The organism is Psychromonas sp. (assembly GCF_047632955.1).
Taxonomy (GTDB): domain Bacteria; phylum Pseudomonadota; class Gammaproteobacteria; order Enterobacterales; family Psychromonadaceae; genus Psychromonas.
In genome coordinates, this window is record NZ_JBLIED010000047.1 from 1 (window position 1) to 22,748 (window position 22,748).

19 protein-coding genes are annotated in these 22,748 nt (G+C 42.2%); 2 read left to right on the plus strand and 17 right to left on the minus strand.

The window, feature by feature from the left end; translation table 11 throughout:
- Window positions 1-199 precede the first annotated feature (199 nt).
- The 17 genes from tilS to rpsB all read right to left on the minus strand — a co-directional run bounded on the left by tilS (window position 200) and on the right by rpsB (window position 20,116).
- Window positions 200-1,573: a tRNA lysidine(34) synthetase TilS gene (gene tilS, locus ACJAZP_RS17615; RefSeq protein ID WP_415232054.1), complete on the minus strand. Its 1,374-nt coding sequence runs from the start codon at window positions 1,571-1,573 to the stop codon at window positions 200-202.
- 28 nt (window positions 1,574-1,601) lie between these two features.
- The gene (gene dnaE, locus ACJAZP_RS17620) at window positions 1,602-5,123 is read right to left on the minus strand and encodes a DNA polymerase III subunit alpha (RefSeq protein WP_415232055.1); all 3,522 of its coding nucleotides are present in this window, start codon (window positions 5,121-5,123) and stop codon (window positions 1,602-1,604) included.
- Window positions 5,124-5,210: 87 nt separating this feature from the next.
- Window positions 5,211-5,825, minus strand: a complete 615-nt coding sequence (gene rnhB, locus ACJAZP_RS17625; RefSeq protein WP_415232056.1) for a ribonuclease HII — start codon at window positions 5,823-5,825, stop codon at window positions 5,211-5,213.
- Window positions 5,826-5,861: 36 nt separating this feature from the next.
- A complete protein-coding gene (gene lpxB / locus ACJAZP_RS17630; RefSeq protein WP_415232057.1) occupies window positions 5,862-7,004 on the minus strand; it encodes a lipid-A-disaccharide synthase in 1,143 nt (380 codons plus the stop codon).
- A 71-nt stretch (window positions 7,005-7,075) separates the two neighbouring features.
- Window positions 7,076-7,864, minus strand: a complete 789-nt coding sequence (lpxA, locus tag ACJAZP_RS17635; protein WP_415232058.1) for an acyl-ACP--UDP-N-acetylglucosamine O-acyltransferase — start codon at window positions 7,862-7,864, stop codon at window positions 7,076-7,078.
- Entirely contained in the window at window positions 7,864-8,316 is a 453-nt protein-coding gene (fabZ, locus tag ACJAZP_RS17640) for a 3-hydroxyacyl-ACP dehydratase FabZ (RefSeq protein WP_415232059.1), read from the minus strand. The genes lpxA and fabZ overlap by 1 nt, the downstream gene beginning before the upstream one ends.
- Before the next feature lie 9 nt (window positions 8,317-8,325).
- Window positions 8,326-9,348: a UDP-3-O-(3-hydroxymyristoyl)glucosamine N-acyltransferase gene (gene lpxD / locus ACJAZP_RS17645; protein WP_415232060.1), complete on the minus strand. Its 1,023-nt coding sequence runs from the start codon at window positions 9,346-9,348 to the stop codon at window positions 8,326-8,328.
- A gap of 10 nt (window positions 9,349-9,358) precedes the next feature.
- Complete coding sequence (locus ACJAZP_RS17650) at window positions 9,359-9,871, minus strand: OmpH family outer membrane protein (RefSeq protein ID WP_415232061.1); 513 nt, start codon at window positions 9,869-9,871, stop codon at window positions 9,359-9,361.
- Window positions 9,872-9,960: 89 nt separating this feature from the next.
- Window positions 9,961-12,369: an outer membrane protein assembly factor BamA gene (bamA, locus tag ACJAZP_RS17655; RefSeq protein ID WP_415232062.1), complete on the minus strand. Its 2,409-nt coding sequence runs from the start codon at window positions 12,367-12,369 to the stop codon at window positions 9,961-9,963.
- A gap of 208 nt (window positions 12,370-12,577) precedes the next feature.
- Window positions 12,578-13,954, minus strand: a complete 1,377-nt coding sequence (gene rseP, locus ACJAZP_RS17660) for a sigma E protease regulator RseP (RefSeq protein WP_415232063.1) — start codon at window positions 13,952-13,954, stop codon at window positions 12,578-12,580.
- Window positions 13,948-15,147 (minus strand): 1-deoxy-D-xylulose-5-phosphate reductoisomerase, encoded by a 1,200-nt coding sequence (gene ispC / locus ACJAZP_RS17665; RefSeq protein WP_415232064.1) that lies wholly within the window; start codon window positions 15,145-15,147, stop codon window positions 13,948-13,950. Before ispC ends, rseP begins: the two co-directional genes overlap by 7 nt.
- 3 nt (window positions 15,148-15,150) lie before the next feature.
- On the minus strand, window positions 15,151-16,002 hold the full coding sequence (locus tag ACJAZP_RS17670; protein WP_415232065.1) for a phosphatidate cytidylyltransferase: 852 nt from the start codon (window positions 16,000-16,002) through the stop codon (window positions 15,151-15,153).
- 53 nt (window positions 16,003-16,055) lie between these two features.
- Complete coding sequence (gene uppS, locus ACJAZP_RS17675) at window positions 16,056-16,790, minus strand: polyprenyl diphosphate synthase (RefSeq protein WP_415232066.1); 735 nt, start codon at window positions 16,788-16,790, stop codon at window positions 16,056-16,058.
- 76 nt (window positions 16,791-16,866) lie between these two features.
- The gene (gene frr, locus ACJAZP_RS17680; protein ID WP_415232067.1) at window positions 16,867-17,424 is read right to left on the minus strand and encodes a ribosome recycling factor; all 558 of its coding nucleotides are present in this window, start codon (window positions 17,422-17,424) and stop codon (window positions 16,867-16,869) included.
- Window positions 17,425-17,453: 29 nt separating this feature from the next.
- Window positions 17,454-18,206, minus strand: coding sequence for a UMP kinase (gene pyrH, locus ACJAZP_RS17685; protein WP_415232068.1), 753 nt, complete (start codon window positions 18,204-18,206; stop codon window positions 17,454-17,456).
- Between the two features lie 197 nt (window positions 18,207-18,403).
- Window positions 18,404-19,276 carry a translation elongation factor Ts gene (gene tsf, locus ACJAZP_RS17690; protein WP_415232072.1) on the minus strand — a complete coding sequence of 291 codons (873 nt, stop codon included), beginning with the start codon at window positions 19,274-19,276 and terminating at the stop codon, window positions 18,404-18,406.
- Window positions 19,277-19,381: 105 nt separating this feature from the next.
- Window positions 19,382-20,116 (minus strand): 30S ribosomal protein S2, encoded by a 735-nt coding sequence (rpsB, locus tag ACJAZP_RS17695; protein ID WP_415232069.1) that lies wholly within the window; start codon window positions 20,114-20,116, stop codon window positions 19,382-19,384.
- A 730-nt stretch (window positions 20,117-20,846) separates the two neighbouring features.
- Between rpsB and ACJAZP_RS17700 the strand changes: the two genes are divergently transcribed.
- Both ACJAZP_RS17700 and ACJAZP_RS17705 read left to right on the plus strand, forming a co-directional pair.
- Window positions 20,847-21,725 (plus strand): NAD(P)-dependent oxidoreductase, encoded by an 879-nt coding sequence (locus ACJAZP_RS17700; RefSeq protein WP_415232070.1) that lies wholly within the window; start codon window positions 20,847-20,849, stop codon window positions 21,723-21,725.
- Between the two features lie 628 nt (window positions 21,726-22,353).
- Window positions 22,354-22,748 (plus strand): hypothetical protein (locus ACJAZP_RS17705; RefSeq protein ID WP_415232071.1); only part of this gene is annotated, 395 nt, incomplete at its 3' end.

Sequence of the window (22,748 nt, forward strand, 5' to 3'; positions counted from 1 at the left end):
GAAAGCAGATAGCTGAAAGCAGATAGCTGAAAGCAGATAGCTGAAAGCAGATAGCTGAAAGCAGATAGCTGAAAGCAGATAGCTGAAAGCAGATAGCTGAAAGCAGATAGCTGATAGCTGAAAGCTGAAAGCAGATAGCTGAAAGCAGATAGTTGAAAGCAGATAGCTGAAAGCAGATAGCCGTCAGAAGATAAACAGTTTAAACAAAAGAAATACTTAAATAACGGCGCTGGGCAGACATTTCCGGTGACTGGCAAGACCATAACCCGACCGCCATTTGCAGCTCTCCATCGAGCAGAATAAAGGGCACTAAATCCCGTAACCAGGGAGCAACATGGTATTCGTGCAGGAGTTTTTTGATACTGCGCGAACCCTTTCTGCCCAGGGGTTGGCAGGTTAAATTGGCGGGGAGCTGGGAACGGAAACAGATTTCAACTTTTGTATTATCACTGACCTTGAGTAAATGCTCAGTAGCGTTATTGTGTTTCTCCACTGTAAAGGACAATTCAACCAAGCCATCCAGTAACACTATTTTCTCCTGTCCCTGCCATTCAACCTTGTGATCAACACCTGCGGCGATTTTATTATCATTAACCAGATAAAGATGATTGCGATAGCGGCGCACTGAACTGCCTTTAAACTGCAGAACAGGTTGTGCGTCATTGTTGGCTAGAGCGACATCTGTCCAGAGTGTTTGTAATTGTTTTGCCGAGGGGTAGTCTAAGTTATTTTTTTTAAACCAAAAGCGTAATAGATTGTTGCGCCGGCCAATGCTCAGTGCCGCCAGGTTTTCAACGGGTAATACTTGCTGATTGAGTAAAAATTCAACGCTCAGATTAAAATCAGCCAGAGCCACTTCATCTAAGAGCTGCTGCTGCTCCTGACAAATATTAGCACTGCGCGCAACGGCTTTGCCGATCCCCGGCCAGCGCTTTTTTAATAATGGCGTGATCCCATGGCGAATGAAGTTACGGTCAAAAGCTCGGTCCTGATTACTTTCATCCTCAATCCATTGGAGCTTAAAAAGCTGCGCATAGGCAGCTAACTGATCACGCGAAAAGTTTAATAAAGGCCTAATTAAATAACCTTTGTGCAGTTTTTGTTTTTTTTGAATACCTTGTAAACCGGTACTGCCCGACCCTCGTTTTAAGGCAAGCAAAACCGTTTCCAGCTGATCATCCTGATGATGTGCGGTGATTAAATAGCTGTTCTCCATTAGTCCGCCGGTTAAACAAGCATAACGTTTGTCCCTTGCCAGCGCTTCCAGACTGGTGCGATTTTTCTTCTCTAAAATCACCGCTGAGCAGCAAAAATCAACGTCTAATGAAGTGCATAGCTGCTGGCAAAACAGTTGCCAGTCTGCGGCATTTTCACTTAAACCATGGTTTATATGGTGGGCACAAAAAGAAGTTCTTTTATCCGATGCGCGCAATCGTGAAAACAGATGCAATAGCACCACGGAATCCAATCCCCCGCTGAGTGCGATATGGAAATGTTGATCAAAGCTTAGCTGCGGAGTAAGGATCGAGTTTAGTTGCGCTGTAAATGCAGTCAATAAATCAGCTTTATTCATTTTCGATCCTTATTAGTTAACATCAGCACTAGTTAACATGATCAAAATGCAAAGTGACGTTTTCAGGACCAAGCAGTCTGGATAATGAAAATAACAGATCATCACTGGGAGTGACCGACCATTGCCTTGCTAATGCCAGCTCTGTTTTGGCCAGTGAATTGGTATATTCCATATGCACCGGACATAAGCCCCCTTTGGCAGGCAGTAATGCCTGCTTTAGCAGATCTTGAAAATCAGCATCAATATTAGCGCTATTGACTTTTAAGCGCAGTTTAGAGGCAAAACGCTCACGCGCTTGATCAATACTCATCACTTCACGGGCATTCATTTTTAAACCACCGTTAAAATAATCTTCACTGACCTGCCCCTGTAGAACGACAACACTATCGGCTACTAATAATTCTTCGTATTGATCCAATAGATCGGCAAACACGGTGATCTCCATACGCGCACTTTTATCGTCTAAGGTAATGATGCCCATACGTTTACCCGCTTTAGTGACCATAATGCGCATGCTTAAAATCAGACCCGCAACACGGCTATTCTGACCGCGGCGGTTAGCCACTAGGCCGCTTAATTTCAGGCAATGAAAAGCGCGCAGATTCTGTTCATATTGATTAATCGGGTGTCCGGTCAGATATAAACCCAGGGTTTCCTTTTCACCGGCTAACCACTGTTTCTCCGGCCATTCATCTACCGAAGAAAATTTACTCGCGATTTCGTCACTGTCCGTGGTTAACACTCCAAACAGATCCGTTTGCCCAAAGGATTCCGCTTTTTTATATTGCAGTGCAGACTGCAGGGCATTGGGCAGCGTTTCCATTAAAGCGGCACGGTGCGGACCGAGTTTATCGAGTGCGCCGGCCAGAATCAGTTTTTGTAAAATGCGTTTATTACAGCGTTTAAGATCAATTCGGTTACAAAAATCAAACAGATCGGCAAATTTACCGCCCGCTGTGCGCGCTTCGATAATCGCATCAACGGGTCCTTCGCCGACGCCTTTAACCGCACCGATACCATAAACAATACGCAGATCCGGATCGACATTAAACTTAAATAACCCTTCGTTGACATCCGGCGGACCGAGATCCAGTCCCATACTCTGACATTCCGCCACTAAGGTGACAATTTTTTCGGTGTTATCCATATCCGCGGACATCACAGCGGCCATAAAGTATGATGGGTAGAAAGTTTTCATCCACAGGGTTTGATATGACACCAGCGCATAAGCCGCAGAATGCGATTTATTAAAACCATATCCCGCAAATTTTTCAACTAAATCGAAGATCTTCATAGCGAGTTCGCCATCGATCCCGTTATCAATTGCCCCCTGCTCAAAGGTTTCACGCTGCTTGGCCATCTCTTCGAGTTTTTTCTTACCCATAGCACGGCGTAACATATCCGCCCCGCCAAGGGTATAACCCGATAACACCTGCGCAATCTGCATGACCTGTTCTTGATAGAGAATAATGCCGTAGGTCGGCGATAAAATCTCTTCTAAGGAGGCATGCTGCCATTTTTCATCGGGGTAAGAAACCGCCTCACGGCCATGCTTACGTTCAATAAAGTTATCAACCATGCCCGATTGCAAGGGCCCGGGACGAAACAGTGCCACTAAGGCTATCATGTCCTCGAAGCAGTCGGGCTGCAAACGGCGGATCAGATCCTTCATACCGCGCGACTCTAACTGAAAGACCGCCGTGGTTTCATAACGTTTTAATAACTCAAAACAAGCGGGCTCCGTAAGGCTGATTTTTTCAATGAAGACAGGCTCTTCACCACGCGCATCTTTATGGGCATTGACCATATCCAACGCCCATTGAAGTATGGTCAGGGTACGTAAACCGAGGAAATCGAATTTAACTAAACCTGCGGTTTCAACATCATTTTTATCAAATTGAGTCACCGGGTTATGACCCAGTTCGTCACAATATAAAGGCGCAAAATCGGTAATAGTAGTGGGTGAAATAACCACACCACCGGCATGCTTACCGGCATTACGAATGGTCCCCTCCAGAAGGCGACACATATCGATTAATGCCCGCACCTCTTCACTGCCGTCATAACGTTCCTGTAAACGCGGCTCTTCTGCAAAGGCTTTGCTTAAGGTCATGCCCGGCGTCGGCGGAACAAGCTTGGAAATGCCGTCAACAAAACCATAGGGGTGTCCTAATACCCGCCCGACATCACGTATTACCGCTTTCGAGGCCATAGTACCAAAGGTGATGATCTGTGATACTGCATCCCGCCCATACAGTTCTGCAACGTGATCGATGACTTCATCACGTCTGTCCATACAGAAATCGATATCAAAATCGGGCATGGAAACACGCTCCGGATTCAAAAATCGTTCAAACAGCAATTCCAGCTCGAGCGGATCAAGGTCGGTGATTTTAAGTGCATAGGCGACTAATGAGCCTGCACCAGAGCCCCGTCCGGGTCCGACGGGAATTTTATTATCCTTGCTCCACTGAATAAATTCCATCACGATTAAAAAGTATCCGGGAAACCCCATGCTGTTAATCACGTCTAATTCAATTTGTAAACGCTGATCATAGGGGGCGCGAATGGCTGCAAAGTCAGGCCCATTTATATCAAACAAAAGTGCTAAACGGTCCTCTAAACCTTTCCAGGAAACTTCACAAAAATAGTCCGTTATGGACTTGTCACCGGTTGGGAAATCAGGTAAAAAATATTCACCCAAGCGCAGTGTGACATTACAGCGTTTGGCAATTTCAACGCTGTTTTCAAGCGCCTCGGGAATGTCTGCAAAAAGTTCACACATCTCCTCCTGACTGCGCAGATATTGCTCTTCACTGTATTGTTTAGGGCGGCGATTATCACCTAAGGTATAACCCTGGTTAATACAAACCCGTATTTCATGGGCGTCATAAAGCGCTTTATCGGCAAAAACCACTTCATTGGTTGCCACCACCGGCAGCTGGTACTTTTCAGCCCAATCTAAGGCGTAATGCAGATAGGTTTCTTCATTAAGGCGGTTGGTGCGAATTAATTCGATGTAATAACGCTGGCTGAAGTATTGTTGATAAAACTGCGTGATTTCAACCGCGAGATCATGGTTGCCTTTTAATAATGCTTTACCCAGATCGCCATCTTTAGCGCCGGAAAGCAAAATAATGCCCAGGTTATACTCAATCAACCAGTCTTGATCAAGGACGGCTCGCCCTCCAACATGACCCCGTAAATAAGCTTTAGAGATTAATTCGGTGAGATTTTTATAACCTTGATTGTCCATTGCCAGTGCAGTAATGCGAAACTGTTCACCTTCAAGCAACTCACTTTTGACCCAAAAATCAGCACCCACAAGCGGCTTGATACCGGCATTATGGGCGGCACCGTAAAATTTAACCAATCCGCAAAAATTAGTCTGATCGGTAACCGCTAATGCAGGCATATTCAACGCGGCTGCTTTAGCTACTAAGGGTTTTATTTTAGTGACACCATCAACCATCGAAAAATCACTGTGCACTCTTAAGTGAATAAACTTTGGTTTTTTAGTGGAAATACTCATGCTTTGCTCTACTGACATACGATCTCTATTTTATAACTTTACTATTTTCGAATAACCTGTGCGCTGCTGTTTAACGGCTTAAAAATTTAACAGTAGGGACTGATTTTATAACAAACCCAGTACTCTTTGAACAGGTTTAAAACTTTTCCGATATTCGGGTGTAACACCATATTTTTCGATTGCTGCAAAATGCGCCTTGGTTGGATAACCCTTATGCTTGGCAAATCCATATTGTGGATATTGTTTATCTAATTCGCGCATTTCCCGATCCCGAGTGACCTTGGCAATAATCGACGCGGCACTTATTTCGGCAACACGGGAATCCCCCTTAACAACACTTTCACAGGGCATGGACAATTGCGGACAACGGTTGCCGTCAATAAAGACAAACTCCGGCTGAATGCTGAGATTCTCCACCGCACGGCGCATCGCCAGCATAGTCGCCTGCAAAATATTAAGCTCGTCTATTTCCAAAGGAGAAGCGCGGCCCACTGCAACAAACAGGGCTTTTTCCTTAATTTCATCAAACAGCAAAGCCAGTTTTTTTTCACTGAGTTTTTTCGAATCGGCTAAACCCGAGATGGGATTATTAACATCCAGAATAACACAGGCGGTCACCACATCTCCAACTAAGGGGCCTCGCCCGACCTCATCAACGCCGGCAATCAAGGTAAAATCGGGATAGACAACGGCCGGAAAATCAATTTTTAATTTACTCATATTATGCTCTATTGCTGTTTATTTATTTATTATTTATTATTTATTATTTATTACGTCAACCACAGCCTGGGCTGCCTGCCGGTCGGCATCACAACGAATCAACTTATGTAAACGAATAAAAGTATTGATCATCTCAAAGTTATCCTGGCTTAACAATGTTTCTAATTCTGCGACGATGTTTTCCACCGTACAATCATATTGACTGAGCTCTTTTACAATCTCTTTATCGGCAATTAAATTAGGCAGTGAAGTATATTTAACCTTAACCAGGGATTTTGCGATAACATAGGTGAGAAGGTTCACTTTATAGGCAACCACCATCGGCACTTTTGCCAGCATTGCCTCTAATGCGGCCGTGCCCGAGGCCAGCAGCACAACATCGGCTGACTGTAAAACAGCGCTGGCCTGACCGTCAAAAATCTGCAGGGGTAAATTCGGCGCATATTGCTGTTGCAGCTCTAACAACTGTTTTTTACGTGCCTCATTGACCATCGGGACAATAAATATGTAATCCGGGTATTCCCTGCTGATTATCGCTGCCGACTTTAAAAATATGGGACCTAAAATTTCAACTTCGGCTTTTCGGCTACCGGGTAAAATAGCCAGTAATTTAGCATCGCCCGAAAGGCCTAAGCGCTGCCGGGCTTGGTGTTTTTCCGGTTTTAGCGGTAGTTGATCCGCCAGTGTATGGCCTATAAACCGGCAAGGTACATCAAAGCGGTCATAAAAAGCTTTTTCAAAGGGCAAAAAGGCCAACACCAGATCCGTGGCTTTGGCAATTTTATGAATACGCCACTGCTTCCAGGCCCACACCGAAGGACTCACATAATGGATGGTTTTAATAGATTGCTGTTTTAACTTAAGCTCAACCGTCAGGTTAAAATCCGGCGCGTCAATACCGATAAAAATATCCGGCGGGTTAGCGATAAAATGGTTAATAATAGCCTTACGGATACGCAAAATACTGCCTAGTTTTCCCAGCACTTCGACAAATCCCATCACCGATAGCGCTTCCAGCGGGTGTAAAGCAGTACAGCCCTGAGCGATCATTTTTGGTCCGGCAATCCCTTCGAAAATCGCATCGGGATAATGTACTTTTAATGCTTTAATTAAACCTTCGCCGAGAATGTCACCGGAAGCTTCACCGGCGATTAAGCCGATTCTTAATGGTTTATTCATATCTTAATTCGCTCTTAAAAAAAAAGGCTCTAATGAGCCAATTTTAAATATAAAACTACCGCACAAAATGCTTAACGGACAATGCCGCGACTTTGTTCACAGATAAAATCATATAAAATCTGTAATTCCGGGCAGCCTTCTAATTTTTCTGCAATTTTAACTTTGGCCTGCTCCAGCGTATTACCTTCACGGCAAAGTATTTTATAGGCGCGTTTTATTTCCATAATAGCTTTACTGTCAAAACCATGACGTTTTAAACCGACGGAGTTAATACCTTGCGCTTCCACATAATTTCCGGTCGCCATAAAGTATGGCGGAATGTCTTTGTTCACCGCTGAACAGCCGCCAATCATGGCAAACTCACCCACACGGGTAAATTGATGCAGTGCAGAAAGACCGCCTATAATGACGTTATTAGCAAGTTTAGTATGGCCGGCTAAGGTGGCATTATTGGATAAAATGATGTTGTCGCCGAGAACACAATCGTGCGCCACATGCACATAAGCCATCAGTAAATTATTATTACCAATGCGTGTGGTGCCGTTATCTTGAGCGGTTCCGCGGTGAATAGTACAACATTCACGGAAAACATTATTATCGCCAATCTCCAGAAAAGTTTCTTCGCCGTTATATTTCAGATCCTGGCAATCTTCACCGATTGAGGCAAACTGGAAAATTTTATTGCCTTTACCCATTTTAGTCGGACCTTTGACGACAACATGCGGGCCGATCCAGCAATTATCACCAATTTCAACGCGATCGCCGATAATGCTATAGGGTCCAATTTCTACATCCTTTCCGATCATGGCATTTTCATGCACAATCGCGGTTGGGTGGATAATTGCTATTTTTTTAGTCATTAAATCTCCCTTCTTGCACACATGATCATCGCCTCACAAGCGATTACGCCATCCACTTTTGCAACACATTCAAATTTTCCCATGCCGCGGCGATCCTTAAGATAGATAACTTCAAGATCTAATACGTCACCCGGTACAACGGGTCTTCTAAAACGAACTTTATCCATTGACGCCAGAAAATACAGTTCATTTGCAGCGGGTTTGCCAAACGTTGCAAAGGCCAGTACACCGGTTGCCTGTGCTAATGATTCCAGAATCATAACGCCGGGATAAATAGGCGTACCCGGAAAGTGACCGGTAAATTGCGGCTCATTAAAAGAGATATTTTTAATGCCATGCAGTCTTTCTTTTGGTACATAATCAAGCACGCGATCGATCAGTAAAAATGGGTAACGATGCGGTAAAAGATCCATGATCTCTTTGATGTCTAGTGAGTTTAATTCGTTGGTCACGATTATTCCTTAATTTTTATCTTGTAGTTGTTTTTCAAGTGCTTTCACACGTTTAAATAGATCATCAATCTTTAATGTATAAGCGGTTGTTTTACGCCATGCTTTATTTTTTTGTACCGGTACACCGGAAGAGTAAATACCTGGCTCTTTAATGCTACGCATGACCATGCTATCCCCCGTAATAACGACGTTATCTGCAATCGTTATATGGCCATTCATTGCCACAGACCCGCCTATAATACAGCTTGAGCCGATTCTGGTACTGCCCGCAATATTTGAGCCGCCTGCTATTGCAGTATGTGCGCCAATGGAAACGTTATGGGCAATTTGACATTGATTGTCAATTTTAACCCCGTCGGCAATGATAGTATCAGATAGCGCACCGCGATCAATCGTTGTTGAAGCGCCAATTTCTACATCATCACCAATAATGACTTTCCCTATTTGCGGAATTTTAATCCAAGTACCCTGGTAGGGTGCGTTACCAAAACCATCGGCACCGATCACAGTATTGGCGTGAATAATGCAGCGTTTACCCAACTCAGTTCGATGATAAATAGTCACATTAGGGTAAATTCTGCTTTTTTCTCCCAATCTGCTGTACTGCCCGATAACAACATTGTCCATAATTTGACAGTTATCAGCAATCACGACTCCCTCTTCAATCACCACGTTATTAGCAATAGTGACGTTCTGACCTATGATTGCATTTTTATGAATCTGCGCTGAGTCGGCAATAGCAGATAGCGGATTTGGTGTTGTATCAAAAATCCTGGCTAATAATGCATAACCCACATAGGGGGTTTCCATAAACAGCGCATTACCTTGATAATCCTCTTTAAAAGAGTTCGGTAATACAATCGCACTGGCTTTACATTCCGCCAGTCTGGCTAATAATTTTTTATCAGAGACGAAAGTAATGTCGCCCTGTGCGGCTTTTTCAAAGGTGGCCAGGCGATGAATTTCCTGATCCGCATCCCCTGCCAGTTGGGCATTGAGTTGTTTTGCTAATTGCCCTAAATTGTATCCCATACTTGATAACCTACTTTTTGCTGATTTCTTTGATGACGCGCTCTGATATATCAAGTGTTGCTTTAGAAAAAACAATTTGCTCGCCGTTAAGAATAATATCGTAACCATCTTTAACTGCAATGGTATTGATAACGTCACGCAGTACAGCTAATGCTTTTTGTTGCTCTTCACTCTGACGGCGACGGTTGTCTTCTTCAAAGGCTTTACGTTTTAATTTGTACTCGGAGACTTTAACCTCAACCTGACGTTTCATAGCGGTTACTTTATCTTTACCTAACAATTCAGCATCACGCTTAAGGGTTTTTTCTAATTTATTAATATCATTTTCAAGTTGCTGCAAAGCTTGATAACGGCCCTTGAACTCTTTTTCTAATTTTTTGATGATCTTGTCACGTTGCGGGGATTCCTGCATGATTTTTGATGGATATACGACGGCAATTTTTTGTGCTGCCTGTGCCGCGTTCGTATAGGGAACGAAAACCAGTGTTGCGGCTAATGTAACTACTTTAAAAAATGCTTTCATCTTTTCACTCCTAGATAATTTAAAATTTTTGAAAACTCACGTCACTTGTTGCAAGCCATGTGAATATTATTGTTATTGTTATAAAATGCTTAGAAAGTTTCGCCGATATTAAATGAGAATATTTCCGTTGTATCTCCCTCATACTCTTTTAAAGGCCACGCCAGAGTGAATACTAAAGGCCCCATTGGTGATACCCAAGTAACTTGTGTACCGATTGAAGCCCGAATCCTACCCGGTTTAGAGTAATCACCAAAATAATCACAATTATATGTGCAGCCTAACTCATTGTAAGAATCATAATCAAATTCAGTGTCCCATGCCTCACCTGCGTCGATAAATAAACTTGATCTCACCTGCCTTGCATAGGCCTCATCTAAAAATGGAACGGGGAAAATTACTTCGCCACTCATTGTATATTTAGCGTTACCACCAACCGAATCATCTGTTAATAAGACACTGCCATTACTGGCATACAACCCACGGGGACCGACGCTATTACTGGAAAAACCACGCAGAGTCCGGTAACCGCCGACATAGTAATTTTCAAAGAAGGGTAAAACCTGGTCATTACCATCAATTTCCCCATAACCATTCCCGTATGCTGCCGAGGCTCGCAGTAAAGTAGTCCAGTCGCCTGAATCGGTAATACGCTGGTAATGGCTAATATCAAAATTAACTTTAAAATATTGCAAATCAGAGCCGGGAACCGTTATTTTCCCCGATAAAGTATGCTTAGTACCCTGCGTCGCTAACTGTCCTTTGTCTAAATTGTTTCTTGTCCAGTTCATCGACACATCAAAATTTTGAAATGTTGCAGCGCCATCGTCATCTACTTCTGATTCATAAATCTTCCAAAATTGACTTATTTGTGCATAGGAGGTTAATTGGGTAATATCATTATGTTCCCAACCGACACTCATGCCTAAACGGTTTGTTTCATTTACCGGAAAACCGCTACTTAAACGCACACCATAGGTTGTATTGGTATAATCAACGATATTAGCTTCGCCGGCTTCAAATTTTTCATAAAAAATTCGACCGCCACCACTAACTCCATCTTTAGTCAGATAAGGCGTGGTATAGTTCACATTACCACTGAGACTATAGTCATTTAATTTCACCTCAAAACCAACTTTATCACCCGAGCCCAAGAAGTTACTCTGCTGCACCCCTCCACTTAAACTCATTCCGGAGTCTGTACCATAGCCGATTCCCGCAGTAAATGAACCGGAAGCCTGCTCTTCGACGTTAAGGTTTAAATCCACCAAATCATCACTGATTCTTTCGGTATTAATATCAACTTTTGAGAAAAACCCGAGACGATTTAAGCGAGTTTTAGATGCTTCAATATTTTCACTGGATAACCAACTCCCTTCCATTTGGCGCATTTCTCGGCGTAAAACCACATCTTTGGTGGTCGTATTACCGGAGATATTGATCTGCCGTACATAACCACGGGAACCCGGATCGACAGAAAAATTAATAACAACGGTGTTTGTCGCATCATCAACTTCAGGGTATGTGGTAACTTCCGGATAGGCATAACCTAAGCGGCCAAAGTATTTACGAATACTTTGCTCTGTAAAGGCGACATCGGAAGCCGCATAAGTATCACCGCGTTTAAAAGGGACAAGCGTGGCAATTTCATCATCATAACCGAGCAAATTACCGATAAATTTGACATCAGCAACGCGGTATATTTTCCCTTCATTGATATTAACGGTAACGTAAACCCCTTTTTTATTGGGTGTTAATGCGACCTGCGATTCATCAATAGCAAAACGGATATAACCACGGTCTAAATAATAACTTTTGATAACTTCAAGGTCACCCGCCAGTTTTTGTTTTTGGTAACCATCATCGGCAAAAAAATCCCACCAACCGCCGGAATCACTTAAGGTAAGACGTTTTAATAAATCTTCATCTGAAAAAATATTGTTACCGACAATATTTATCTGCTCGATTTTTGCCGTACGGCCTTCTTTGAATATAAATTTAATGGCGACGCGATTACGTGGCAATGCAGTCACCACGGTCTCAACCTGAGCGCTGTATTTACCCACGCTATGATAAAAATCTTCAAGACTTTTTTCAATTCCCGAGAGGGTTGTTCGGTCCAGAGATTCGCCCACTTTCAGCGCTGATGATTTAAGCGAATCAAAAATTTGTTCTTCCGTGAGTTTTTTATTTCCGGCAAGTTCTACATTACTGATGGTAGGACGTTCTTTTACTTTGAAGATTAAAACATCATCTTCTCTGAATAACTCAATAGACTCAAAATAACTGCTCGCATAGAGCTGCTTTAAGGCTTGCCCTAATTTATAATCGTCAACAGTATCCCCTTCCCGAATAGGCAAACTGAGCAGCGCTGCACCTAAAGTCACCCGCTGCAGTCCTTCAAACTGCAAATCAGAAACGGTAAACTTTTCTGCAAACGAAAATCCGGAAATGCAGCTGCCAATTATCAGTGCACCAGTAAGTAAAAATTTCTTAATCATTTTATTAGCTAATCCTTTACCACACTTATCGCGTGTTTTTTGTACTCACTAAGCACATCATTTTTCAAGAAACTGCCGATTTTACTCTTAAGTAAATCTTAAACAGCAGGAATATGTAACCGATATAAAAGATGCGAGTTTATAAACTAATGACCGAAGTTTCAATACAATCATTATTTAAACGCTCCGGCCGGAGGTCATTGATATGCTATAACAAATCAAAATCATTCAGTATAGCAATCAGCATCAGGGTTATTAAAATAGCCCCGCCTATTCTAAAGCCGACCTCTTGAACCCTTTCAGAGACTGTTTTTCCGGTCACAACTTCGACCAAATAATATAGCAGATGTCCGCCGTCTAATACCGGCAGAGGAATTAGATTCATTAATCCCAAGTTGACACTGATTAACGCTAAAAATCCCAAAAAGTATTCGATACCATAATTGGCGCTCATACCTGCGCCTTTAGCTATCGCCACCGGTCCACTGAGATTTTTAACCGAAATATCACCGCTAACCAGCTTTATGATGGTATTAAAAGTCAGCTTGGTGAGCAGCCCGGTTTGTTCAACCGCGCGATCCAGTGCCGCTAATGGCCCGAATTTAAGCTTAACCCGGTATTCTTCCGGATAGGTTTCGATAACCGGAAAAACCCCAATGTGACCTTGATAAAATCCAGATTCAAGCTCTTTGGCAGCCGGTGTCAGTGCAACTGTTCGAGTTATTGTGCCTCTTTGGATCTCAAGTTGCAGCGTTTGCTTGGCATTTTGTTGGATCAGTTCAACAAATTGTTGCCAATCGGTTAATTTATCACCATCAATGCTCAATAATTTATCACCTACCTGTAAACCTGCCTGGTCTGCCGCCCCGCCATCAACCAGTTGTGCAACTTCTAAATAGATAGCCGGCGTATAAGGTATAAAGCCTAAGCTGCTAATAATTGACTCTGTTTTGGGATCAAACTGCCAATTCGACAATGAGACAGTGAAACTTTTTGTAGGTTCACTGGAGAGTTTAGGATTGTCGTCTTTTAGTGGCTGAACAGTGATCTCAAACTGATTTTCGCCAATTTGATTCACTAAAGCTAAGTTCAACGCATCCCAGTCTCCAACTTTTTGGTCGTTAATTGCGACCACTTGAAAGTGTTTTTCGCCTTGTAAAACACTCATTGGGCTGCCGACCTGCGTGGTTTCAATAATAGGTTTAGCGCTGTTCACGCCGATCATATACATAAAAAAGAAGGCAATAACGGCAAGTATAAAATTAGCAACCGGTCCTGCAGCAACGATTGCAATGCGCTGCCAAACGTTTTTTTTATCAAATGCAAAGGTTTCATCCTCAGCGCTTAATTCGTCGATCCGACTGTCGAGCATTTTAACATAACCACCAAGCGGGATAGCCGCAATGGCAAACTCAGTGCCTTGTTTATCAAACCATTTAAATAATACTTTACCAAAGCCAATAGAAAAGCGGTGAATTTTTACGCCGCAACGTCTTGCCACCCAAAAGTGTCCAAATTCATGAACCGCAACCAGAATACTTAATGCGACTATAAACGCACCTAAATTCCATAAACTACTCAGCATAGATAATCCCGTTTAATAATCTCACTGGCACTTAACCTTGCCTGTGTATCAATCTCTAACAAATGATCGACTGACTCAATCGTTGCACTTTCATATTGATTTAAAACACGCTCAACAAGTTGTGATATCTGAGTGAATTTTATGCTCTGATTTAAAAAAGCCTCCACCGCAATTTCATTGGCCGCATTTAAAATAGTGGTTGATTGCTGCCCCTCAAAACAAGCATCGATGGCTAATTTCAGGCAAGGGTAACGGTCAAAATCAGGCGCGCTAAAACTAAAATCAGGCGCTGCAAAAAAATCTAAAAAATCTACGCCACTTTGTATACGCTGCTCACCGCCTAATACATAAGCAATAGGAATACGCATATTCGGGTTGCCCATCTGCGCTATCACACTGCCATCTTTATATTGGACCATGGAATGAATGACTGATTGAGGATGAATGATAATCTGCAACTGCTCTTTATTGGCATTAAATAACCAGCGTGCTTCAATATACTCAAGTCCTTTATTCATCATGGTAGCCGAGTCTACGGATATTTTTTTACCCATCGACCAATTAGGATGCTTGACTGCCTGTTCCGGGGTGATAGCGGCGAATTCAGTGAGAGGTTTTTCTAAAAAGGGACCACCAGAGCCGGTTAATAGTATCTTAGAGACACCTTCTCCGGATAAATCGCAAACACCAATAGTATTCTGCAACTGGGGTGATAACGCCTGATAGATAGCATTATGCTCACTGTCAACGGGCCAAAGTTTGGCACCGGACTTTTTAACGGCATCAATAAACAGTGCGCCGGACATTACCAGCGCTTCTTTGTTGGCTAAAAAAATTTCTTTACCTGCGTTGACCGCTGCCAGTGTGGTTTTTAAACCCGCGGCTCCGACGATGGCAGCCATCACAGAATCAACCTGATCACTTGCAAGCAGTTGTAATAACTCTTGTTCATCATCGAGTACATGACAGGATAAATTATCTCTTTTTAATAGGCTGCGTAATTTTTCAGCCGCTATTGTAGAGCTCATTGACACATACAATGGCGTAAATTCCCGACACAGCCTTAACATTTTATCAACACTGGATGAGGCAGCTAATAAGGTTACTCGATATAACTCGGGGTTACTCCGGCAAACGCTAAGTGTACTATCGCCTATCGAGCCCGTTGCGCCTAATATCGCTAATTTTTTCATATTCTAACTTAACCAGAATAGGTAAATAAGTGTAAAGACCGGCACTGCAGCGGTTAAGCTGTCGATGCGATCTAAAATACCACCATGACCGGGCAATAAATTACTGCTGTCCTTCAGGCCGGCTTCCCGTTTAAAGATGCTTTCACTTAAGTCACCTAATGCAGAAACCATAATAGTGATTAAAGAGCCTGCCAAAAAGAGTGCCATCTTATCGGCAGGAATAACAAAGAAGTCTAAGCCCATCATTGCCACCAGCATGGCACTCACTACTCCGCCTAAAAAGCCTTCTAGGGTTTTTCCGGGACTGACGTTAGGTGCTAACTTGTGTTTGCCAAACTTTTTCCCGCAAAAGTATGCGCCAATATCGGCAGCCCAAACCAGAAAGAAAACGTACATTAATAGTTCAGCACCAAAATAAAAATCATGGTAAATATTAATGGAACGCAGAACCACCATTGCCCAAAAAAGCGGAACCAGAGTTAACAAACCAAAAATAGATTTGATAAATTTACTATTTTTCCATAATTTTGCTGATTTTGGGTAACTCATCACCATCAGTAGAGAAATACACCACCAAATAGCGGCGGCCAGCAGGCCATAGATAATATAACCGTTGACCTTATCGGCACTCCAGATTTGTTCAGCGGGGATTAATAATAATGTTGCCCCCAACACCAAACCGAAAAGAAATAGAATCAGACTGGAAGGGGTTTTACTGACGAATCCTGCCCACTCTTTGCTGGAAAGCAGGTAAAGGGTGGCGCTAAAAAGCATAAAAAACTTTAACGGGAGAAAGAAAATACCAGCGATGGCAATGGGGGCTAAAATTAAAGCAGTTATAATTCGTTGTTGCACAGAAACACCTTTGTTAAATACGTTTATACTGAAAAGTCCAGTAAAATCAATTATTAGCTTAGTTGTGCACCGGTTTTTCCAAAGCGACGTTCTTTACTTGAAAATACATCTAGCGCCTGTTGAAATTCGCAACCGTCAAAGTCCGGCCACAAAACATCGGTAAAATAAAATTCCGCGTAAGCCAGTTGCCATAATATAAAATTACTAATACGTTGGTCGCCCCCCGTACGGATCATAAGATCCACCGGCGGTAATCCAGCCAAAGAGATAACATCATTAAGAAGCTGCTCATTGATATCTTCGACCTTGAGTTTGCCTGCTGCCACTAAAGTAGCTAATTTTTTGGTTGCCTGGGTAATATCCCAGCGTCCACCATAATTTGCGGCAACATTGACAACTAGACCGCTATTATTTCGGGTCGTAATTTCAGCTTCAATGATTTTTTTTTGTAACCGTTCGCTAAATCCGGAGAGGTCACCAATCACTTGAAGTTTAATATTGTTTTTATGTAACTTTTTGACTTCACTGGTTAATACCGTAAAAAAAAGCGCCATCAGCATATTAACTTCCTGCTCCGGGCGTTGCCAATTTTCACTGCTGAATGCGAACAGAGTTAATGCTTCAATATTTTGCTCACTGGCAAAAACAATTGCTTTACGTAAAGATTTAACACCGTGTTTATGACCTAATACACGATGCTTACCTTTACTTTGTGCCCAGCGACCATTGCCGTCCATAATAATCGCGACGTGTCTGGCACATTTTGAATTTTCATTTAACTTGGTCACAATCAACCTTGATGAATTGATAAACAGCGGAACATTAGTTAGCGTATTCAAAACCGCAATACGCTAACTAATGTAATTAAACTTCAAGCAGTTCGGCTTCTTTTACGACAAGCAGATCTTCAATCTGTTTAATATGATCATTGGTGACTTTTTGTACTAGCTCTTCGCCAACGCGTTGTTCATCTTCACTGATATCTTTATCTTTTTCCAGTGTTTTTAAATCGTTATTTGCGTCGCGACGAATATTACGAATAGCAATACGGCTATTTTCAGCTTCACCACGAACAATTTTAATTAAATCACGACGGCGCTCTTCGGTTAGCGGCGGTAAAGGAATACGAATAACAGTACCCGCAGACATCGGGTTTAAACCTAAGTTTGAACCCATGATAGCTTTTTCTACCGCTTTAATTAAAGAGGCGTCAAAAACCGTTACGGTTAATGTACGGGCATCTTCAGTTGAGACATTGCCGACTTGACGAAGCGGTGTATTACTGCCGTAATAAGGCACCATAATACCATCTAATAAACTGGGGTGTGCACGGCCTGTGCGAATTTTTGCAAGTTGGTTTCTAAATGCTTCAACACTTTTATTCATGCGTGTTTGAACATCATTTTTAACTTCATTAATCATAACAATTTCCCTAATTTTCAGTTATAAACTTATTCGTTTTTTTCGATTACTGTCGTGCAATGTTTAATCGTTGTACCTTCATCTTCGCCTAAGACAACACGGCTTAACGCACCGGGTTTGTTCATGTTAAATACGCGTATCGGTAAACTATGATCCCGCGCTAAGGTAAATGCAGCAAGGTCCATAACTTTTAACTCTTTTTCCAATACTAATTGGTAATCGATTTCTTTAAATAATTTTGCATCGGGATTTTTAGCAGGATCGGCATCAAACACGCCATCCACTTTTGTACCTTTTAAAACCGCATCGGCTTCTATTTCAATACCCCGTAAACAAGCGGCTGAATCGGTAGTAAAGAACGGATTGCCTGTTCCTGCGGCAAAAATCACCACGGTCCCTTGTGTAAGGTGTCTGATTGCTTCAGCCCAGTTGTAATCATCACAAACACCGCTTAAAGGAATCGCTGACATTAAACGCGAGTTAACGTGCGCACGGTGCAGAGCATCGCGCATAGCAAGACCGTTCATTACCGTCGCCAGCATGCCCATATGATCGCCAACAACCCGGTTCATGCCGGCTTCTGCGAGGCCTGCTCCACGGAAAATATTACCGCCACCGATTACCAACCCAACCTGTACACCCACTTCTATTAATGATTTAATTTCAAGCGCCATGCGATCCAGCACTTTAGGATCAATCCCAAAGCCCTCCTCGCCGACCAAAGCCTCACCACTTAATTTTAATAAAATGCGGCGATATACAGATTTTGGTTTTGTTCTCATGCTAGTTCCTTAATGTAGACTTAATACCGGTTAGGTTAATAAATTTTACACGTAATTTATTAACCTAACAGGTATAAATTTTAAAATTTTAAAACTGCTAGCAGACCATATTCTGAATATAAAAGAACCGCAGACGTAGCTGCGGTTCTTTAAAGACCATAAACAAAGCTTATTGTTCAGAACAATTACTTATTTACTTATTTAGCAGAAGCAGCCATTGTCGCAGCAACTTCAGCAGCGAAATCTTCAACTTTCTTCTCGATGCCTTCACCCACTTCTAAACGAATAAATGAGACAACCTCAGCGCCGGCATCTTTAAGAAGCTTGGCAACTTTGATCGAAGGATCTTTAATAAAGGGTTGACCCGTTAGGCTGACTTCACCAGAAAATTTAGCCATACGACCAGCAACCATTTTTTCAGCAATAGCTTCAGGCTTGCCACTTTCTACTGCGATTGCCAATTGAATTTCTTTCTCTTTAGCAACAACGTCAGCGGGTACATCTTCAGCTTTAACATACTGAGGAGCAGCTGCAGCAACATGCATTGCAAGATCTTTTGCAAGTTCAGCATCGCCACCTTTAAGCACAGTAACAACACCAATTTTTCCACCGTGAACATAAGCGCCAAGGTTTTCACCTTCAACGATGTATAAACGACGAATAGAGATATTTTCACCAATTTTAGACACTAAATGACCACGAGCAACTTCAACAGTTTCATCATCGTAAGCTAATTCATTAAGTGCTTCCACGCTAACCACTTTATTGGCTAATGCGATTTCTGCAACTTTATTTGCAAAAGCAAGGAAGCTTTTATCCATTGCTACAAAATCTGTTTCACAGTTTACTTCAGCGATAAGGGCAATACTACCCTCAATTTTTGCTAAAATCACACCTTCAGCAGCAACTCGGCTCGCTTTTTTAGCGGCTTTAACTGCACCTGATTTACGCATGTTTTCAATTGCAAGTTCGATGTCGCCTTCGGCTTCAACTAATGCTTTTTTACAATCCATCATACCCGCAGCAGTGCGGTCACGAAGTTCTTTAACTTGCTTAGCTGTTATAGTAATAGCCATTATCTAATTCCTATTGTTTTAATTAAAAAAGGGGGCTATTGCCCCCAGATAATCAATCATAGACTGATTAATAAGAGATATTTAGCTTAGAAAAGCTAATTATTCACTAACTTCTTCAACAAAACCGTCTTGCTCAGCTTGTACTAGTACATCTTGCTCACGACCTGCTTTAATCGTTGTTGCAGCTGCTTCTAAGTACAATTTGATAGCACGGATAGCATCATCATTACCAGGTACAACAAAATCGATGTTGTCTGGGCATGAATTACTATCAACAATAGAAATCACTGGAATACCAAGGTTGTTCGCTTCTTTTATTGCAATGTGCTCGTGATCTGCATCGATTACGAAGATTACATCAGGGATGCCGCCCATGTTTTTGATGCCACCAAGAGTTTTTTCAAGTTTCGCTAATTCACGAGTAAGCATTAACGCTTCTTTTTTGGTTACTTTATCAAAAGTACCGTCTTGGCTTTGAATTTCAAGGTCTTTCAAACGTTTGATCGATTGACGAACTGTTTTCCAGTTAGTCAACATACCACCTAACCAACGGTGATCAACGTAAAATTGGTCACAGCTGATAGCTGCTTCTTTTACTGCTTCTGAAGCTGCACGCTTAGTACCAACAAATAGAACTTTACCTTTTTTAGCAGCTTTCTGCTCTAAAAAGTCAAGTGCACTGTTGAACATTGGAACAGTTTTTTCAAGGTTGATGATATGAACTTTGTTACGAGCGCCGAAAATGAAAGGTTTCATTTTTGGATTCCAGTAACGAGTTTGGTGACCGAAGTGAACGCCTGCTTGTAGCATATCGCGCATTGATACATTTGCCATGAGAATTTCCTTTTAAGGGGTTAGGCCTCCACACATCCCATACACTCGACCAAATTTCAAATTAGTGAAATCAGGCACCCCGAGTGACGTGTCGATGTGTGTGTGTTATTTGAAGAGCGTCTTTAAATCGATGAATTCAACCAGTGAATTTACAAACAATTAAAGTCCGCGCCAGTTAGTGAGATTTGTTACGAATAATTGATGTTACAATCTCGATGCGCTTTATACCACAGAACTATTTTTAACTCAATAAGTACGTTGTAAAGAAATGTCAAATTGATCACCCCTTAAGTGCTTACGCGTTTGATATTGTCGTTGAAATAGCCGCAGTAAAGCGGTGGTGAATAACCCGGTCTCTTATCGGATTCTCCCTATAAAGCTAAACAATAACCTAAATTTTTTATCCTTGTCATTACCCTGCTCAGCACTCAAGTCTTTATATCTGTTTTAGTGCGCGTTTTTTAGTTTTTTGCCGTAGTGGCGATGAAGGCGGTTGGTTCGGTGTAAGCTTTCGCTTGCTTTAATTTCTCTTATCAGCCTTTCGCCTTTGACGGCCTGCAGACGATAAGAAAACAAAACGCAGTTTTGAACTGCTTAAATAACTTAATCCTTGCGATAATTTTAAGTTATTTAATGATTAATTAATACACACTGGCTTATATCCTTTACTTTAGTATAATCATACAATAATATAAACACACACATAAACTAATATATTCAGGAGTTAGATATGACAAAACCTGTCATCGGTTTCATCGGTCTCGGCCTTATGGGCGGCAATATGGTTGAAAATTTACAAAAAAAAGGCTATGAGCCGATTGTAATGGATCTCGACAAGGAAGCCGTTGCGGCAGTTGTTGCTCGCGGTGCTACCGAAGCCTCTTCACCCGCAGAACTGGCCGCAGCCAGTGACATTGTGATGCTTTGCCTGACCACTTCTTCTGTTGTTGAAAAGCTAGTTTATGGCGAAAATGGCATTTTGTCCGGCATCAAAGAAGGCGCAGTGTTAATTGATTTCGGAACCTCGATCCCGGCTTCTACGCGTAAGATAGGTGCAGAGCTTGCCAAAAAAGGCGCGGGTATGATCGACGCTCCGCTAGGCCGTACCCCGGCACATGCTAAAGATGGGCTACTTAACATTATGGCTTCAGGCGACCCGAAGACTTTCGATAAGGTAAAGCCTGTTCTTGAACAGCAAGGCGAAAATGTCTTTTATTTGGGTGCACTCGGTGCGGGTCACACAACCAAGCTGATCAATAACTTTATGGGCATGACCACAGTTTGTGCCATGTCGCAGGCTTTTGCAGTGGCTGACCGTGCCGGTGTAGACCGTCAGCAGCTTTTCGAGATCATGTCGACTGGCCCTTCCAATTCACCATTCATGCAATTTTGTAAAAAATATGCGGTGGACGGCGTCAGCGATCTGGGCTTCTCAATCGCTAATGCCAACAAAGATCTAGGTTATTTCCTCGAGATGGTTAAGGATTTGGGTACACGGGCAGAGATTGCCGAGGGCACCTCTTCAAACCTCAAAGCCGCTGTTGATGCAGGCATGGGCAACGGTAATGTTCCGGAAATCTTTGATTATTTCCTCAACCTCGATAAATAATGCGAATACAACCCTGCTACAGTATTAAGGCTGCTAAGAAGTCACACTGTAGTAAGGTTCATTGCTGCCGTTAGACCCTTTGATAAAATTCCAGTTCACGCCATTTTAAAGACACTCCTTATACCCTTCTGAGATCTTCGAACAAGCCCTGTTCGCCTAAATAAACCAATAAAAATAGCATTAACCTCTTTGACTAAATCCGTTGATTTTCTGTTCGTTTATGCGCTTTTAAATGCATGCCAGCGACACACACCCCCTGATTCCATCTATTTCTTTTACGCCTAAATATATCGCCTAATGCTCTTTAAACGACAACGACGATAGCCTTCAATAATTCAGTAACGCTAATTTTTTCGGCCGAGGTATTTCTTGATTGCACAACAACCTCTGCTTAGGCAAGCGTCAGGCTTATAGGCTACAGTTATTTATTTAACCTGATTGATCGCCCTTACCTCCAATAAGTGGCATTGACTTATTTGAAAGCAGTGCTCATAAGTTTTTTATTAGATCTAAGTCGCAAAATTAATCACTGTAATTTGAGCTGTGTAACATTATCAACCTCAATAGTTTTACATCATAAAGTATTACAATAGAATTAAACGATATTAGAAATAAAGAGGATGAAAAAGTGATAACACATAAACAGCTAGCAATTGATGCAGTGGAGTTGGTAACGCCATCAATAGAGCGACTTTTTGATAGAACAAATCGTAAAGAGCTTCATATCGTGATTATGGATCCGCAAGTAAAACCTTGGGAATCAAGCTTTGAAGATGCAATTCTTTATGAAGCTTCGCTTGGCAATCCTAATCAATGGACCATTCCGTTTGAGCAATTTGCAAGAAAAAAAGCGCAGCAAGCATGGCGGGATGGCAGTGCAAATATTAACCATCAAACTCTCCATCCGGCATCACTTGGTGAAGATGATCTGCTTTTCTATGGCTCTTTTGTTTATGGAAATATTGTTGTCGCCTGCAGTGGAGTAGAACAATGGTTTGATATGTTAGTCAGTGGCTGGATTGC

Excerpts from the sequence above, each read along its gene's own strand:
- tilS (WP_415232054.1), bottom strand. The coding sequence starts at position 1,573 with ATGAATAAAGCTGATTTATTGACTGCATTTACAGCGCAACTAAACTCG.
- dnaE (WP_415232055.1), bottom strand. The coding sequence starts at position 5,123 with ATGTCAGTAGAGCAAAGCATGAGTATTTCCACTAAAAAACCAAAGTTT.
- rnhB (WP_415232056.1), bottom strand. The coding sequence starts at position 5,825 with ATGAGTAAATTAAAAATTGATTTTCCGGCCGTTGTCTATCCCGATTTT.
- lpxB (WP_415232057.1), bottom strand. The coding sequence starts at position 7,004 with ATGAATAAACCATTAAGAATCGGCTTAATCGCCGGTGAAGCTTCCGGT.
- lpxA (WP_415232058.1), bottom strand. The coding sequence starts at position 7,864 with ATGACTAAAAAAATAGCAATTATCCACCCAACCGCGATTGTGCATGAA.
- lpxD (WP_415232060.1), bottom strand. The coding sequence starts at position 9,348 with ATGGGATACAATTTAGGGCAATTAGCAAAACAACTCAATGCCCAACTG.
- ACJAZP_RS17650 (WP_415232061.1), bottom strand. The coding sequence starts at position 9,871 with ATGAAAGCATTTTTTAAAGTAGTTACATTAGCCGCAACACTGGTTTTC.
- bamA (WP_415232062.1), bottom strand. The coding sequence starts at position 12,369 with ATGATTAAGAAATTTTTACTTACTGGTGCACTGATAATTGGCAGCTGC.
- rseP (WP_415232063.1), bottom strand. The coding sequence starts at position 13,954 with ATGCTGAGTAGTTTATGGAATTTAGGTGCGTTTATAGTCGCATTAAGT.
- ispC (WP_415232064.1), bottom strand. The coding sequence starts at position 15,147 with ATGAAAAAATTAGCGATATTAGGCGCAACGGGCTCGATAGGCGATAGT.
- frr (WP_415232067.1), bottom strand. The coding sequence starts at position 17,424 with ATGATTAATGAAGTTAAAAATGATGTTCAAACACGCATGAATAAAAGT.
- pyrH (WP_415232068.1), bottom strand. The coding sequence starts at position 18,206 with ATGAGAACAAAACCAAAATCTGTATATCGCCGCATTTTATTAAAATTA.
- rpsB (WP_415232069.1), bottom strand. The coding sequence starts at position 20,116 with ATGGCAAATGTATCAATGCGCGATATGCTACAAGCAGGCGTTCACTTC.
- ACJAZP_RS17700 (WP_415232070.1), top strand. The coding sequence starts at position 20,847 with ATGACAAAACCTGTCATCGGTTTCATCGGTCTCGGCCTTATGGGCGGC.